Raw genomic sequence first — 14,411 nt, 5'->3', positions numbered from 1 at the left:
CTTCGTCAGGGTCGCACGATCGGCATGAGGACCTCGTCGACGATCGACGCCAGGTCGTCGTCGGTGATCGGGCCGCCTTCGGTGAGGTTGTCGTACACCATCACCGCCGGGCCCACGTTCGCGATCCGCCGGGTGGCGGCCTCGGGCCGGATCTCCCCGCGCGCGGCGGCCTCGCGCAGCGCCTCGTAGAGCAGGTCGCGGACGGGTTTGGAGAGCCGGTCGCGCACGACGTCGTGGATGAGGCCGACGCCCTCCTCGCTCTCCTCCTTCAGCATCCGGAACGCCGCCCCGCGGCAGGCGATCAGGGTGTCGCGCAGGCAGCCCAGGATCCGCAGCATGTCCTCGCGCAGCGACCCGGTCCGCGGCGCGGTCGGCGGCTCGGGCAGGACGTGCTTGAGCGCGTCGGTGATCAGCTCGTTCTTGGACCGCCAGCGCCGGTAGAGGGCGGCCTTGCCGGTGCGGGCGCCGTTGGCGACGCCCTCCATGGTCAGCCCGCGGTAGCCGACGGCCTCCAGCTGGGCGAACACGGCGTCGAAGATCGCGGCCTCCAGGTCGCCGCCGCGGCGGCGGGTGGCCGCGGGCCCCGGGTCGGCGGGGGCGCCGGAGTCGGCACGGGTCACGGCACGATCCCGAAAATAGTGAACGCTAGCGTTCTCTTTTGCGTGCGTCGGTGGTACGTTCCCCACATAGTGTACTTCGCCGTTCCTTATTTCTGGGAAGGTTCGCCTTGACCGCAGCCAGCGGGCGGACGGCCGCGACCCGGGAGTCGACACCTCCCGGCGCGGCCGCGCCGCCCCTCCATCATCGTGCAGGAACCGTCCTCGCCGTCATCGTCGGCTGCCAGCTCATGATCGGCCTCGACACCTCCGTCGTCACCATCGCGCTCCCGGACGTCCGTGAGGGCCTCGGCCTGACCACCGGGGGGCTCGCCTGGATCCAGAACTCCTACATGCTCGCATTCGGCGGCCTGCTCCTGCTCGGCGGGCGCGCCGGGGACGTGTTCGGGCGCCGCCGCGCCTTCACCGCCGGGATCGTGCTGTTCACCGCCGCGTCGCTGGCCGGCGGGTTCGCGGACGCGGGCTGGTGGCTGCTGGCCGCCCGCGCCGCCCAGGGCGTCGCCGCCGCCGTCGCCGCGCCGAGCGCCATGGCGCTCATCGCCACCAACTTCGAGGGCGCCGCCCGGGTCCGCGCGCTGAGCGTCTTCTCCGCCGTGACCGGCGCGGGCGCCGCCGTCGGCATGATCGCCGGCGGGGTGCTGACCGAGGCCGGGTCGTGGCGCTGGGTGTTCTTCGTCAACGTCCCGGTCGGCCTGGTCCTGGCGCTGGCCGCGCCGCGCGTCCTCACCGAGACGCCGCGCCGCCCCGGCCGGTTCGACGTCGTCGGCGCCCTCGCCTCCACGACGGGCATGACCGCCCTCGTCTACGCGCTGATCCGGGCCGGGTCGGACGGCTGGGCCGACGGCCGGGCGCTCGCGGCGTTCGGCGCGGCGGTCGCGCTGCTCGCCGCCTTCGTGGCCGTCGAGGCCCGCGCCCGCCGCCCGCTCATGCCGCTGTGGCTGCTGACCGGGCGCGACCGGGCCGCGTCCTACCTGACCCAGCTGTGCCTGGCGGCCGCGATGTTCGGCTCGTTCTTCTTCCTCACCCAGTACCTGCAGCAGGTGCTCGGCTACGGGCCGCTGCGCGCCGGGGCCGCCTTCCTGCCCATGGTGGGGATGCAGTTCGCCGTCGTGCGGACCGCGCCGCGCCTGCTGGCGCGCGCCGGCGCCCGCCCCCTGGTCGTCGCCGGCACCGCCCTCCTCACCGTCGGGCTGCTGTGGCTGACCCGGCTCTCCCCGGGGGACGGCTACGCCGGCGCGGTGCTGGTGCCCTTCCTCCTGATGGGCGCGGGCGGCGGGCTGTCGATGCTGCCGCTGAACGCGACGATCCTCGGCAGCGTCGAGCCGGAGCAGTCGGGCGCGGCGGCCGGGGTCGCCCAGGCCATGCTGTGGTCGGGAGGGTCGCTGGGCTCGGCCGTCATGGTGACGGCCTACGGGTCCGCCGCGTCCGGCCACGGCCCCGCGGCCGCCGTCGACGGCATGGACGCGGCGTTCGCGACCGGCGCGGGGTTCGCCGCCGCGGCGCTTCTGGTGGCGCTGCTCGTGCTGCGCGTCCGGCGCTGAGCGCTCACGCGGGCGGGGGAGCGGTCTCCTCGAACCACGCGAGGAGCTCGGTGTCGCCGACCAGCCGCGCCGTGTCGGCGGCCGACGGCGACCCCGCCCGCGGATCGGCCCCCGCCTCCAGCAGGACCCGCACGACCTCGGTCTCCCGCTTGAACACCGCGCCGGTCAGCGGGCGGTGGCCGCGGTCGTCGGCGCGGTCCGGGTCGGCGCCCCGCAGCGTGAGCGCCCGGACGGTCTCCACGTGCCCGTGGCAGGCCGCGTGCATCAGCAGGGTCTCGCCCCTGTGGTCGGACAGGTTCACCGGCACCCCGTCGTTCACGTACGAGAGGATCCCCTGGGTGTCGCCGACCCGGGCCATCTCGAACAGCCGGGCCGCGAGCTCGCCGGAACCGGGCCGGAAACCGTCCGGGGTCTCGCTGTCGGCGGTGAGGAGCCCGCCGAGGCTGTCCTCGCTGTAGGACAGGCGCTTCTCCAGCGCGACCAGCGCCCCGTCCTCGGGGAACGAGGCGAACCGGACGTCGTCGGCCAGCGCCCTCATGATCATCAGACCGCGCCCCTGCTCCGCGGCCGGATCGGGGGTCGGCACGCGCGCCGCGTCGAAGCCCGTCCCCGAGTCGATCACCTTGATCACGCAGCGCCGGTCCTGGATCATCGCCCGCACGGTGTAGTCCGCCCCGTGCTCGGCGTGCTTGATCACGTTGGTGCACGCCTCGGTCAGCATCATCTCGATGTCGTCGCGGATGTGGCCCTCGACACCGAGCGCGGCCAGTGCCGCGTCCAGGAGCTTGCGCGTCGCCGGAACGCTCGCCACGTCGCGCGGAAGCACGAGGTCCATGGTGATTTCCACATCATCTCCATCCGTCCCCATGAATGGTGCCCAATCGGTCACGCTGAAACATGGGGCGGACGGTCAGCGCGGCTCGGCGGGCCTCGGCGCGTAGTCGTCCACGTACTCCTGGCCCGACAGCCCCCGGATGGCCTCCATGATCTCGTCGGTGATCTGCCGCGCCGCCCGGCCGCGCGGCACGCCCGCGTCCCGTCCCCGGAAGTCCATCGGCGCGCCGATGCGCAGCCCGATCCGGCCCGGCCGCGGGACGGCCTGCCCCCGGGGCTGCACCTTGTCGGTGCCCTCGATCGCCACCGGGACGACCGGCGCCCCGGTCCGCATCGCCAGCCGCGCCACCCCCGTCCGGCCGCGGTAGAGCCGCCCGTCCGGCGACCGCGTCCCCTCGGGGTGGATGGCGAACACCCCGCCGCCCTCCAGCACCGCCGCCGAGGTGTCGAGCGCGTCGAACGCGGCCCGCCCTCCGGACCGGTCCACCGCGATCGCGCCGACACTGCGGAAGAACGTCGCCGTGGCGCGGCCCTTCAGGCCCGCCCCGGTGAAGTACTCGTGCTTGCCGAGGAAGTGGACCCGGCGCGGCACCATCAGCGGCAGCACGAACGAGTCCAGGAACCCCAGGTGGTTCGCCGCGAGGATCACCGGCCCGATCCGCGGGACGTGCCGCAGGCCGCTCACCCTCGGCAGGAAGGCCAGGCGCATCGCGGGTCCCATGACCACGTGCTTCATGAGGGGATAGATCAGGCGTTCGGGGTCCATGTCCGAGCAGGCTATGGGGCGCGCCCCCCGGTCGCCGCTGGCGCCCGATACAAGTTCGGCACTGCGGATCTTGTAGGGATCACCACTTGCCCCGCTAGCCCTCGCCCCCGTTCCCTGGTGGACCGCCCTCGTCCTCGTCGTCCCGCGCCTTGCGCGGCCGCCCGGGGCCGCGCATCCGCCCCGCGGTCCCGGGCATCCGCCCCGCGTCCGCGAGCGCCTTGCGCAGCAGGAACTCGATCTGCGCGTTGGTGCTGCGCAGCTCGTCGGCGGCCCACCGCGCCAGCGCGTCGTGCACGGCCGGGTCGAGCCGCAGCAGGATCTTCTTGCGCTCCGCCACTGGTCGCGGCGCTCACTGGTAGAGCGAGCCGGTGTTGAGCACCGGCTGGGCGTCGCGGTCGGCGCACAGCACCACGAGCAGGTTGCTGACCATCGCCGCCTTGCGCTCCTCGTCCAGGTCGACCACGTTCTCCTCGTCCAGCCGGTCGAGGGCGAGCTGCACCATGCCGACCGCGCCCTCCACGATCCGCTGCCGCGCCGCCACCACCGCGCCCGCCTGCTGGCGGCGCAGCATCGCCTGCGCGATCTCCGGCGCGTACGCCAGCCCGGTGATCCGCGACTCGATGATCTTCACGCCGGCGGACGCCACCCGCTGCGCCAGCTCGTCCGACAGCTGCCCGGTGATCTCGTCGGCGTTGTCGCGCAGCGACGTCCGGTCGTGGGCGTCGTAGGGGAAGCTGCCCGCGATGTGCCGGACGGCCGCCTCGGTCTGGAACGCCACGAACTCCACGAAGTCGTCCACCTCGAACACGGCCCGCGCGGTGTCGGCCACCTGCCACACCACCACGGCCGAGATCTCGATCGGGTTCCCGTCCAGGTCGTTGACCTTCGCCCGCCCGGTCTCGTGGTTGCGGATCCGCGTGGAGACCTTGCGCCGCTCCGTCAGCGGGTTCACCCACCGGAGCCCGTCGTCGCGGACGGTCCCCTTGTACCTACCGAGAAGCTGAAGCACCCGCGCCTCCCCGGGCGCCACGGGCGTCAGCCCCGCCGCGACGACCAGCCCGGCCAGCGCCAGCAGCGACCCGGCGACCACGCCCGCCGCGACCGCCGCGCTCCCGCCCGCCGCGACCCCGCCGAGCGCCGCCGCGGTCCCCGCCAGGATCAGCGCCACCGCGACCCCGAGCATCCCCCACCCGCCCCGGTCCGCCGCCGCCCGCTCCGTGATCTTCGGCCGTGGCATGTCCACCTTCGCCGCCGCGTCCACCATCCCGTCCCCCTTCTCCCGTGCCATCACCGACATAGCAAAGTGATATCACATTTATTCGGGACAGACCACGTCGATCCCCCTGAGAACGCCGTGATCCCGCCCGGGTTCCGGGCGGGATCACCGCGGTCAGCGGGCGGAGACGAGCTCCGGCTCCTCGGTGTCGGGGATGAGGGCGGGGACGTTGCGGAGGGTGATCAGGGCGAAGACGGCGACCAGGACGGCGAGGCCGGCGCTGCAGGTGAGGGCGGCGTGCATGCCGTCCACGAAGGCGCCGCGGGCGGCGGCGGCGACCTGGGCGCCGAGCGCTCCGGGCAGGTTCGCGGCGGCCTGGAGCGCGCCGCCGAGGGAGTCGCGGGCGGCGGACGCGGCCGGGGCCGGGACGCCGGCGGGCAGGTCCAGGACGTTCCGGTACACCGCGTTCAGCACGCTGCCGAGGACGGCCATGCCGAGCGCGCCGCCGAGCTCGGTGGCCGTCTCGGAGATCGCGGACGCGGCGCCGGAGCGGTCCTTCGGCACCGACGCGAGGACGGTGTCGGCGGTGACCGTCATCGCCAGCCCCATCCCGATGCCCGACAGCAGCATCGCCGGGACCATCGTCCAGTAGGACGTGTGCAGGCCGATCGCCATGTAGAGGGCGAAGCCGCCGGCCGACAGCGCCATGCCCGCCGCCACGGCGCGGGCGCGGCCGAGCGCGTTGATGAGCGGCGGGGCGAGCGCGGCGCCGCCGATCATGGCGCCCGCGGCGCCGGGCAGGCCCGCCAGGCCCGCCCGCAGCGGCGACCAGCCGAGCGCGAGCTGGAAGAACAGCGAGAAGATCAGCGACTGGGCGACCAGGGTGAACATCGCGAACATGTTGGTGCCGACCGACCCGGAGAACGCGGCGTTTCGGAACAGCCGGATGTCGATGAGCGGCTCGGCCACCCGTCCCTGCCGGACGAGGAACGCCGCCAGCGCGAGCAGGCCGGCCAGCGCCGAGACGTAGACCGCGGGCTCGTCCACGCCGTGCGCTGCGGCCTCCTTGACCGCGTAGACGACGCCGAGGACGCCGGCGACCGACAGCGGCACGCTGATCAGGTCGAGGCGGCCCGGGGCCGAGGTGCGCGACTCGGGCAGCACCAGCGCGCCCGCGACGCACGCCACCGCCATCAGCGGCACGTTGATCATGAAGATGGAGCCCCACCAGAAGTGGTCGAGCAGGGCGCCGCCGACGACGGGCCCGAGCCCGACCGCGAGGCCGGCGACGCCGCTGAACGCGCCGACCGCCATCGTCCGCTCCTTCGGCTCGGTGAACGCGCGCCGCAGCAGCGACAGGCAGGACGGCATCAGCGTCGCCCCCGCGACCCCGAGCAGCGCCCGGGCCGCGATGAGCAGTTCGGCGTTCGGGGCGTAGGCGGTGAGGGCGGATGTGGCGGCGAACACCGCGGTTCCGATCAGCAGGAGCCTCTTGTGGCCGATGCGGTCGCCGACGCCGCCCATGGTGATCAGCAGGCCGGCCAGCGCGAACCCGTAGGCGTCGGCGATCCACAGGATCTGCGTGGCGGAGGGGTTCAGGTCGGCGGACAGGTGCGGGACGGCCTGGTTCAGCGCGGTCAGGTCGATGTTCGGCACGAGCGCGACGAGCAGGCAGGTCGCGAAGGTGCCCCATTTGCGGGCGGAGGAGTTCATGCCCCGGAGGTTCGCGCGGCGCGCTGACCGTCCGCGCACCGTCCGCTGACGGCGGGACGGGGGCCCGGTCAGCCGCCGCCGAGCAGGGCGAAGGCCCGGTCGCGGGGGAGGGCCGCGGCCCGCGCGAAGGCCGCCTCGCGGGCGTCGTCGTCCAGCAGGCCGCGGACCCGGCCGAGGACGCGCTCGGTGTCGGGGTCGCCGGACACCGCGACGCCCCGCAGCGCCCGGCCCGCGCCGAGCAGCAGCGCCGCGCGCTCCCCGTCGCCCTCCCGCGCGGCCAGACCCGCCAGCGCGGTCGCCGCGTCCGCCTGGTAGCCGAAGATCGGGTGGTCGAACGACATGTCCACCGCCTCGCGCAGCAGCGCCCGGGCCCGTCCGGTGTCGCCCTCGTCCGCCGCGAGCCACCCCAGCCCGACCAGCGCCGCGCCCCGCACGGCGGCGGCGATGAACCGCTCGGAGCCGTAGCCGGTCAGCGCCGCCTCGTACAGGGCCCGCGCCCCGGCCGCGTCCCCGCGCAGCCGCGCGACCGTGCCGAGCCCCAGGCAGCCCCCGGCGACCTTGTCGGGGGTGCCGGCCCGGCGCGCCAGCTCGGCGCCGCGCTCGTAGTCCGCCCGCGCCGCGTCGAGGTCGCCGGCGCGGATGTGGACGACGGCGCGCTGGTAGAGCAGGTCGGCGGTGTCCTCCAGGGCGCCGAGCTGGCCGACCAGGTCCAGCGCCTCGTCCAGCAGCGCGCGGGCGCGCTCCCGGTCGCCGCGCAGGGAGGCGAGCTGCGCGAGCGGGTCGAGCGAGTTGGCCGTGCCCCAGCGGTCCCCGCACGCCCGGAAACCGCGCACCGCCTCCTCGCACGCCTTCTCCATCTCGGCCAGGTCGCCGCCGAACTGGGCGAGGAAGCCGTCGCTCATCCGCACCAGCGCCCGCGTCCACGGGTCGTCCCCGACCTGCCGCTGGAAGACCTCGATGTCGGTGCGCTCGGGGCCCGCCGTCAGCGCCCACAGCACGATGACCGCCGGGTACCGGACGGGACGGTCGATGGCGCGCAGGAGCTCGGCGGCCCGGTCGAGCCACGCCACCGCGCGCTCGCCCGTGACACCGCCCGACACCGCGTTCGTGACGCACAGAACGTACTCCTCGTCGAGCCCCTCCGGCGGGTCGGTGCCGACCACGTCCAGCAGGTCCGACGCCAGCGCGGCGCCCTCGACGCGCCCCCGCAGCCACCAGTACCACGACAGCGGCGCGATCATCCGCAGCGCCGTCGCCGGGTCGGACCGGACGGTCCGCCGCAGCGCCGCGTGCAGGTTCCCGTGGTCGGCGGCGAGCAGTTCGAGCCACTCCAGCTGCTCGGCGCCCCGCAGGTGCGGCTCCGCGCGCCCGGCGAGCTCGGCGAAGTACTCCGCGTGGGCCCGTTCGAACCGTTCCGCCTCCCCGGCCGCGGCGAGCCGCTCGGCGCAGAACGCCCGGACGGTGTCGAGCATCCGGTACCGGGACCCGTCGCTCTGCACCAGCGACTTGTCGGCCAGCTCCACCAGCAGCTCGTCGGCGTCGTCCAGGCCGCACACGCCCATCGCCGCCTCCAGCGTCAGGCCCCCGGCGAACACCGTCAGCCGCCGCGCGAGGGTCTGCTCCGCCTCGTCCAGCAGGTCCCAGCTCCACTCCACGACCGCCCGGAGCGTCTGGTGGCGCGGCGGCGCCGTCCGGTTGCCGCGCGACAGCAGCCGGAACCGGTCGTCCAGCCGCGTCGCGACCTCCGCCACCGGCAGCGACCTCAGGCGCGCCGCCGCCAGCTCGATCGCCAGCGGCAGCCCGTCCAGCGCCCGGCAGATCCGCAGGACGGCCGCCGCGTTGCCCTCGTCCACCGCGAACCCGGGGCGCACCGCCGCCGCCCGGTCGAGGAACAGCCGCACCGCCGGATACCGGGGCAGCTCGGCGAGCGCCGCGCCCGGGGGCGGCAGCTCCAGCGGCGGCAACGGCCGCAACGCCTCACCGGTGATCGCGAGGGCCTCCCGGCTGGTCGCCAGCACCCGCAGCTCGGGGCAGGCGCTCAGCAGCCGGTGCGCCAGCTCCGCGACGGCCGCGACCACGTGCTCGCAGTTGTCCAGGACGAGCAGGACCCGCCGCCCCTCCAGCGCCGTGACCAGCCGCTCCACCGTGTCCGGCGGCTGCTCGCCGGGCGCCGGACGCATCCCGGCCTCGCGCAGCCCGAGCGCTCCGAGCAGTGCCTTGCCGACGTCGCCGGAGACGACGGGCGCCAGGTCGACGAAGCAGACCTCGCCGCCGTCCCGCGCCGCCGCCTCGATCGCCAGCCGCGTCTTGCCGGCCCCGCCCGGCCCGAGCAGCGTGACGAGCCGCCCGTCCGCGAGCATCCTCCCGACGCGGCGGAGCTCCTCCTCCCGCCCGATGAAGCTCGTGAGCTGCGCCGGCAGGTTCGCCCGGACGGCCGCCGGGGCCTCCCCGCGCAGGATCGCCAGGTGGACGTCCGCCAGCTCCCGCGACGGGTCGGCGCCGAGCTCCTCGGCCAGGACCTCGCGCCCGTCCTCGAACACCGCGAGCGCCTCGGCCTGCCGCCCGCTCCGGTGCAGCGCCCGCATCAGCAGCGCCCGCGCCCGCTCCCGCAGCGGCTGCGCGTCCACCAGGTCCCGCAGCGCCGCGACCGCCGCCCCGGGGTCCTCCGCGAGCAGCGCCTCGCCGTACTCCTCGACGGCGCAGGCCCGCTCCTCCTCCAGCCGCGCCGCCTGGCCCGCCGCGAAAGGCACGCCCACGCCCGCCAGCGCGGGGCCGCGCCACAGCCCGAGCGCCTCCCTGAGCAGGCCGGCCGCCTCGTGCCGCCCCGCGGCCTTGGCGTCCGCCACGAGCCGCTGGAACCGGTGGACGTCGACGTCCTCCCGCCGCACGGCGATCCGGTACCCGGCGGGCGTCCCCTCGACCAGCGCCGGATCGCCCAGCCCCCTCCGCAGCCGCGACACCTGCGACTGCAGCGCGTTGGCGGCCCCGCTCGGCGGCTCCTCCCCGTACAGCCCGTCGATGAGCCGCTCGACCGGGACGAGCCGCCCCGCGTCCAGGACGAGCATCGCCAGCAGCGCCCGCACCAACGGCCCGCCCACCGGGACGACCGCCCCGTCCGCTCGGACCTCGACGGGCCCCAGAACGCCGAACTGCATCCCCCGATTCTTCCGCATTACGGCGGTTCCACGGACCTCCGGAGGCACCCGCCATGACCAAGCGCCGACACGATTCCCCAGTGGTTACTGACGCGCTCACCGCAAGCCCCGCCGCCAGGCGGGTGACTCGACCCTGACAAACCGGAAGCGACGTTCCCGGGCTTTTCGGGGGTGAATGCTGTTCTTGTGGTGTTCGGCGGGGGTTCCTCCGGTCCGGTGGCCGTGGGGGCCGCCGGACCGGAGGTCGTTCACTCCTGGTCACGGCCCGTCTCGGGCGGTGACGCATCCATCAGATTCTGGGGTGATCCCGCTTCTGCTGTTGCTCCAGCAAGGCGGTGAAGACCTGTTCCAAGGTCTGGCCCGGCTCGACGCTGATCCCGTGCACGGGCACCGGGGCGTCCCGAAGCAGAGCCAGCCGGTGGGCGAGCTCCACGAACTCCTCTGGCGTCCGCTCGCGCGGCCACAGCCATTCGAGCTCCGCGGTCACCAGCTCCAGGCTCATGCCCGGACGAACGAGGAAAGTCACTCCTCGATCGAGTTCGAGCAGCACGGGGCGGTTCTGGTTCTCCACCGCGTTGAAGCCGATTTCCGCCAGTTCGCGGGGACCTGTCATGGCCGGGAGGGGGATGCTCTCCACCCTTTCGGTTTCCTGGTCCACTTCTGCTCCCTTCCTCTGCGTTGTCACGTGGCGCGCCAAACGGCGTGCCACGCGGCGGCGGCTCCGACAGCCGTCACGCTGTTGACCGTCCGGCCCCGCACTTCGAAGTCAATTCCGAAAGGCGTTTCGGAGGGGCCGGTGGAGCGCGCAGAGCGCGGAAGTATGGGTGCGCGGAGAAGGCCGGAAAACAGTGATCCCCGGGGCGGCGTGCCCCGGGGATCGACCTCAGACCGGCCGGCTCGTCACCGGTTGGTCGTGCTGGGCGTGGCGTCCGCGGAACCCGTGCAGGACGGGTACTCCTTGAACACCATGCGCGTCAGGTTGGGCCGGCACGCCGGGAGCACGTCGGCCGGGACGTTCACCTTCCAGAGCATCGAGATCGACTGCCCCGTGACGTCGAGCTTCCGGAGGGCGTCGCTGTCCTTCGACGCGATCTCCAGGTCGCCCTGGTCCTCGTCCGGCAACGCGAGGACGAGGAACGGGCCCTGGGGCCCGTCCGCGAACGCGCCGACGACCTTGCCGGGGCGGAGCGAGACGTCGGAGGTGGTGGCCTCCGGCTGGCTGGTGGACGGCTCCGCGGTCGCGGTCGTGCTCGCGACGGGGGTCGTGGGCTCGATGGGAGCGGTCGCCGACGGCGGCCACTCGTTGTTCGGGGTCTCCGAGGAGGACTGGGAGGAGGACTGGGAGGAGCACCTGGCGGCCACGAGGACCGCGAGGAACAACGCCGCTACTCCGGCGCCCCTGAGGAGCTTGCGTACCTTCATGGTTTGTTTGTCAGTTGACAGGTCCGACGCGACGCCGGACACGCGTATGCCACTGACCCTTTCGCGAGGGACCGTCCGGGCTCCGGCCGCGTTGACCACCGCTGACCGGACGCAGGGAGGAACCGCCTGGTCCGGGTTCGCCGGAGTGTGCGGCGGAGGGCTCGTCTTCCACACCATCGCCGCCGGCGCCGTCCACCGCGCGAAAGAAGTGATCCCCGGGGCGGCGTGCCCCGGGGATCGACCTCAGACCGGCCGGCTCGTCACCGGTTGGTCGTGCTGGGCGTGGCGTCCGCGGAACCCGTGCAGGACGGGTAGTCCTTGAACACCATGCGCGTCAGGTTGGGCCGGCACGCCGGGAGCACGTCGGCCGGGACGTTCACCTTCCAGGCCTCCGAGATCGGCAGCGCCGTCACGTCCAGGTTCCGGAGGGAGTCCTTGTGCGCCGACGCGTACTCCAGGTCGCCCTGGTCCTCGTCGATCGGCGCGAGGACGAGGAACGGACCCTCGGGCCCGTCCTCGAACGCGGCGACGACCTTGCCCGGGCGGACCGAGGTGTCGGAGGCCGTGGCCTCCGGCTGGCTGGTGGACGGCGACGCGGACGGCGTCGCGGTCGCGGTCGTGCTCGGGTCCGCGACGGTGGTCGCGGGCCCGGCGGGGGCGGTCGCCGAGGACGGCGGCCGCTCGTTGTCCGGAGTCCCCGAGGAGGACTGGGAGGAGCATCCGGCGGCCACTCCGGCTACGACGAGCGCCGCCGCTACAGCGGTGGCCCTGAGGACCTTGAGTGCGGAACCGAGCCGGATACCGAGAAATACGTTCATGGTTTGTGTGTCAGTTGACAGGTCCGACGCGACGCCGGACACGCGTATGCCACTGACCCTTTCGCGAAGGACCGTCCGGCCTCGGGCCGCGTTGACCACCGCTGACCGGATCTGGGGGAGAACCGCATGGTCAAGGCGCACGCCCTCGGCCCGATCCGGCCGGACTCCGGCCGCGGCCGCCTTGCCGAGCGGGCCGGGTCCGGCACGGTAGAGCCCAGCACCCGTGGTGAAGCACGGGGTCTCCTACAACCGACCGGCGCTCGTGAAGCACGAGCGCCCCAACGCAAACCGGGAACAACCATGAAGAGATTCGTCCTGAACGGGCTGCTCGCGATCGTGATCGGCGCCTTCGCCGGCGTGTTCGGCGGAGGGCTCGTCGAGCACCTGTTCCACACCTCCTACCTCGCCGAGATCTTTCACGGCTTCGGCGGCGCTCCGGCGGGGTCCGCCTGCTCCGGCTACATAGCCGACATGGTCGGCCCCGGCGCCTCCGACCGCTTCATCGCCGGCGCCCTCGGCGGCTTCGCCGGTTTCGTCGGCGCGATCGTCCGCGACGCCTACCGCGCCGCCTACGGCGCGGCGAGGCCCAGGGACAACTGCGGGCGCATCGTCGCAGGCGGTCTCGTCTTCGCCGTCGTCGGCGGCGTCGCGGTCCTCGTCGCGGCCGGAGGCTTCGGTCTCCTCGCCGCCTTCACCGTCATCGGCGGCTTCGCCGCCGGCATCGTCGTCGGCGAAGCGTTCGCCGACTTCTGAACGACCCGCGGGGGCCTGGCGACGCCAGGCCCCCGTTCCGTCCCGCCCGGCATGCCTCGAGCGTTCAAACGTACGGCCGCGTCTGTACGAGATAGGGTCGGCGCTGTGGTGCGAGGGGACGTGATCAGCGGCCGGTACCGGCTCGGCGACGAGATCGGCCGGGGCGGGATGGGGATCGTCTGGAAGGCGTTCGACCAATCGCTGGAACGCCACGTGGCGATGAAGCGGCTCCAGGTCCCGGACGGCCTGGCCGAGGAGGACCGGGACGACCTCAAGGGCCGGTTCCTGCGGGAGGCCCGCGCCGCCGCGAGGCTGGAGCACCCCGCGATCATCAACGTGTTCGACGTCGTCGACGACGCGGCGGGCCCGTGGATCGTCATGCAGTACGTCCAGGGCCGCTCCCTGGAGGAGATCGTCCGCGACGACGGTCCGGTCCCCGTCGCCAGGGCCGCCCAGATCGGGCTCGCCGTGCTGGAGGCGCTGGACCGCGCCCATGCGGCGGGCATCCTGCACCGCGACGTCAAGCCCGCCAACGTCCTGATCGCCGATGACGGCCGTGTCGTCCTCACCGACTTCGGGATCGCGGCCGTTTCCAACGCCACCGCGTACACCAGGACGGGCGGTTTCGTCGGAACGCCCGTCTTCATGGCCCCGGAACGATTCCGGACCGGCACGCCGGGCCCGGCATCGGACCTGTGGTCATTGGGGGCGACCCTCTACATGGCGGTGGAGGGCCATCCGCCGTTCCGGGCCGATGAGCTGGAGGCTCTCATCGGCCAGCTCCTCATGGGGGACGACCCCGCGTTCGTCCGGTCCGGCGCGCTGAAGCCGGTCTTGAGGGGCCTCCTGGAAAGAGACCCCGGCAAACGCTGGACCTCGGTGCAGGCCGCGCAGGAATTGAAGGCCGTCCGGGACGGGCGAACTCCGACAAGGCCGCTGGTGAGGAATGCCGGACATGGGAAACCGGGAAAGGGCGCCCTGGCCATCGCGGGCCTTCTCGTCCTTCTCATTCCCCTCGTCATCGTCACGATGGCGGGCGGGGTGAAGCTCCCCTTCCAAGGGTCGTCCGACTCGGGTTCGAAGGACGAGTTCGAGTCGATCCCGGACGCCTGTGCCATCGTCAGCGAGGGCCCGGCCCTCAGGGAGACCCTGTCCAACCCCGACGAGAGCGAGATCCTGGACTGGGGCCCCTACCAGAATCATGAAGACGCCGACGCCTGCACGTGGAGCGACGTCGTCACCGACAACGGCAGTTCCAAGACCGTCGATGGCACGCTCGCGATCCGTGCCTCGCTCCCTCGGAGAGCCACGGTGGCCGACCTGCTGACGTGGACCAAGGTCCCCGGCCTCGGAGACGAGGCGGTCCGGAAAAGTCGCCTTGGTGACGGGCAGAGCGGCTGGCACGCCGAAATGGTCATCTTCACCCTCCGGAACGCCGAGATAGGCGTCTACCTCAGCGAGGCCCCTTCGCTGCGCACGGACGAGAAACGGCGAGCCAAGGTCCTCGAGATCGCCGAAATCATCGAAAGGGCCCTCAGAGAGAAGCTCTGAACCCATCGGATCCGCGGGCATACCG

General features: G+C 73.6%; 13 protein-coding genes. 3 read left to right on the top strand and 10 right to left on the bottom strand.

Annotated elements, in window-relative coordinates; genetic code table 11:
• Positions 1–5 precede the first annotated feature (5 nt).
• The gene (locus AB0C87_RS26025) at positions 6–620 is read right to left on the bottom strand and encodes a TetR/AcrR family transcriptional regulator (protein ID WP_345183654.1); all 615 of its coding nucleotides are present in this window, start codon (positions 618–620) and stop codon (positions 6–8) included.
• Positions 621–727: 107 nt separating this feature from the next.
• Here AB0C87_RS26025 and AB0C87_RS26020 point away from each other — a divergent pair, with 107 nt between their 5' ends.
• Complete coding sequence (locus tag AB0C87_RS26020) at positions 728–2,158, top strand: MFS transporter (protein WP_345183652.1); 1,431 nt, start codon at positions 728–730, stop codon at positions 2,156–2,158.
• Between the two features lie 4 nt (positions 2,159–2,162).
• Here AB0C87_RS26020 and AB0C87_RS26015 read toward each other — a convergent pair whose 3' ends face one another.
• The 9 genes from AB0C87_RS26015 to AB0C87_RS25975 form a co-directional block, all read right to left on the bottom strand.
• Positions 2,163–3,005 carry an ATP-binding protein gene (locus AB0C87_RS26015; protein WP_360579968.1) on the bottom strand — a complete coding sequence of 281 codons (843 nt, stop codon included), beginning with the start codon at positions 3,003–3,005 and terminating at the stop codon, positions 2,163–2,165.
• 63 nt (positions 3,006–3,068) lie between these two features.
• A complete protein-coding gene (locus AB0C87_RS26010) occupies positions 3,069–3,758 on the bottom strand; it encodes a lysophospholipid acyltransferase family protein (protein ID WP_345183648.1) in 690 nt (229 codons plus the stop codon).
• Between the two features lie 94 nt (positions 3,759–3,852).
• Positions 3,853–4,095 (bottom strand): hypothetical protein, encoded by a 243-nt coding sequence (locus tag AB0C87_RS26005; RefSeq protein WP_360353632.1) that lies wholly within the window; start codon positions 4,093–4,095, stop codon positions 3,853–3,855.
• A gap of 12 nt (positions 4,096–4,107) precedes the next feature.
• Entirely contained in the window at positions 4,108–5,022 is a 915-nt protein-coding gene (locus tag AB0C87_RS26000; protein ID WP_345183672.1) for an SPFH domain-containing protein, read from the bottom strand.
• A 126-nt stretch (positions 5,023–5,148) separates the two neighbouring features.
• Positions 5,149–6,687, bottom strand: a complete 1,539-nt coding sequence (locus tag AB0C87_RS25995; RefSeq protein ID WP_360579966.1) for an MFS transporter — start codon at positions 6,685–6,687, stop codon at positions 5,149–5,151.
• Between the two features lie 68 nt (positions 6,688–6,755).
• Positions 6,756–9,842 (bottom strand): BTAD domain-containing putative transcriptional regulator, encoded by a 3,087-nt coding sequence (locus AB0C87_RS25990; RefSeq protein ID WP_360579964.1) that lies wholly within the window; start codon positions 9,840–9,842, stop codon positions 6,756–6,758.
• A gap of 289 nt (positions 9,843–10,131) precedes the next feature.
• On the bottom strand, positions 10,132–10,500 hold the full coding sequence (locus AB0C87_RS25985; protein ID WP_360579962.1) for a hypothetical protein: 369 nt from the start codon (positions 10,498–10,500) through the stop codon (positions 10,132–10,134).
• A gap of 242 nt (positions 10,501–10,742) precedes the next feature.
• Entirely contained in the window at positions 10,743–11,264 is a 522-nt protein-coding gene (locus tag AB0C87_RS25980) for a hypothetical protein (protein ID WP_360579960.1), read from the bottom strand.
• Positions 11,265–11,524: 260 nt separating this feature from the next.
• Positions 11,525–12,082, bottom strand: coding sequence for a hypothetical protein (locus AB0C87_RS25975; protein ID WP_353833133.1), 558 nt, complete (start codon positions 12,080–12,082; stop codon positions 11,525–11,527).
• Between the two features lie 300 nt (positions 12,083–12,382).
• On the opposite strand from AB0C87_RS25975, the gene AB0C87_RS25970 reads away from it, so the two are divergent.
• Both AB0C87_RS25970 and AB0C87_RS25965 read left to right on the top strand, forming a co-directional pair.
• A complete protein-coding gene (locus AB0C87_RS25970; protein WP_345183631.1) occupies positions 12,383–12,835 on the top strand; it encodes a hypothetical protein in 453 nt (150 codons plus the stop codon).
• A 105-nt stretch (positions 12,836–12,940) separates the two neighbouring features.
• Positions 12,941–14,386: a serine/threonine-protein kinase gene (locus AB0C87_RS25965; RefSeq protein WP_360579958.1), complete on the top strand. Its 1,446-nt coding sequence runs from the start codon at positions 12,941–12,943 to the stop codon at positions 14,384–14,386.
• Positions 14,387–14,411: the final 25 nt, after the last annotated feature.

Source organism: Actinomadura sp. NPDC048021 (genome assembly GCF_040653135.1).
Classification (GTDB): domain Bacteria; phylum Actinomycetota; class Actinomycetes; order Streptosporangiales; family Streptosporangiaceae; genus Spirillospora; species Spirillospora verrucosospora.
Note: the sequence above shows the minus strand (reverse complement) of the source record. Positions and strands in the feature narration are given on the sequence as shown.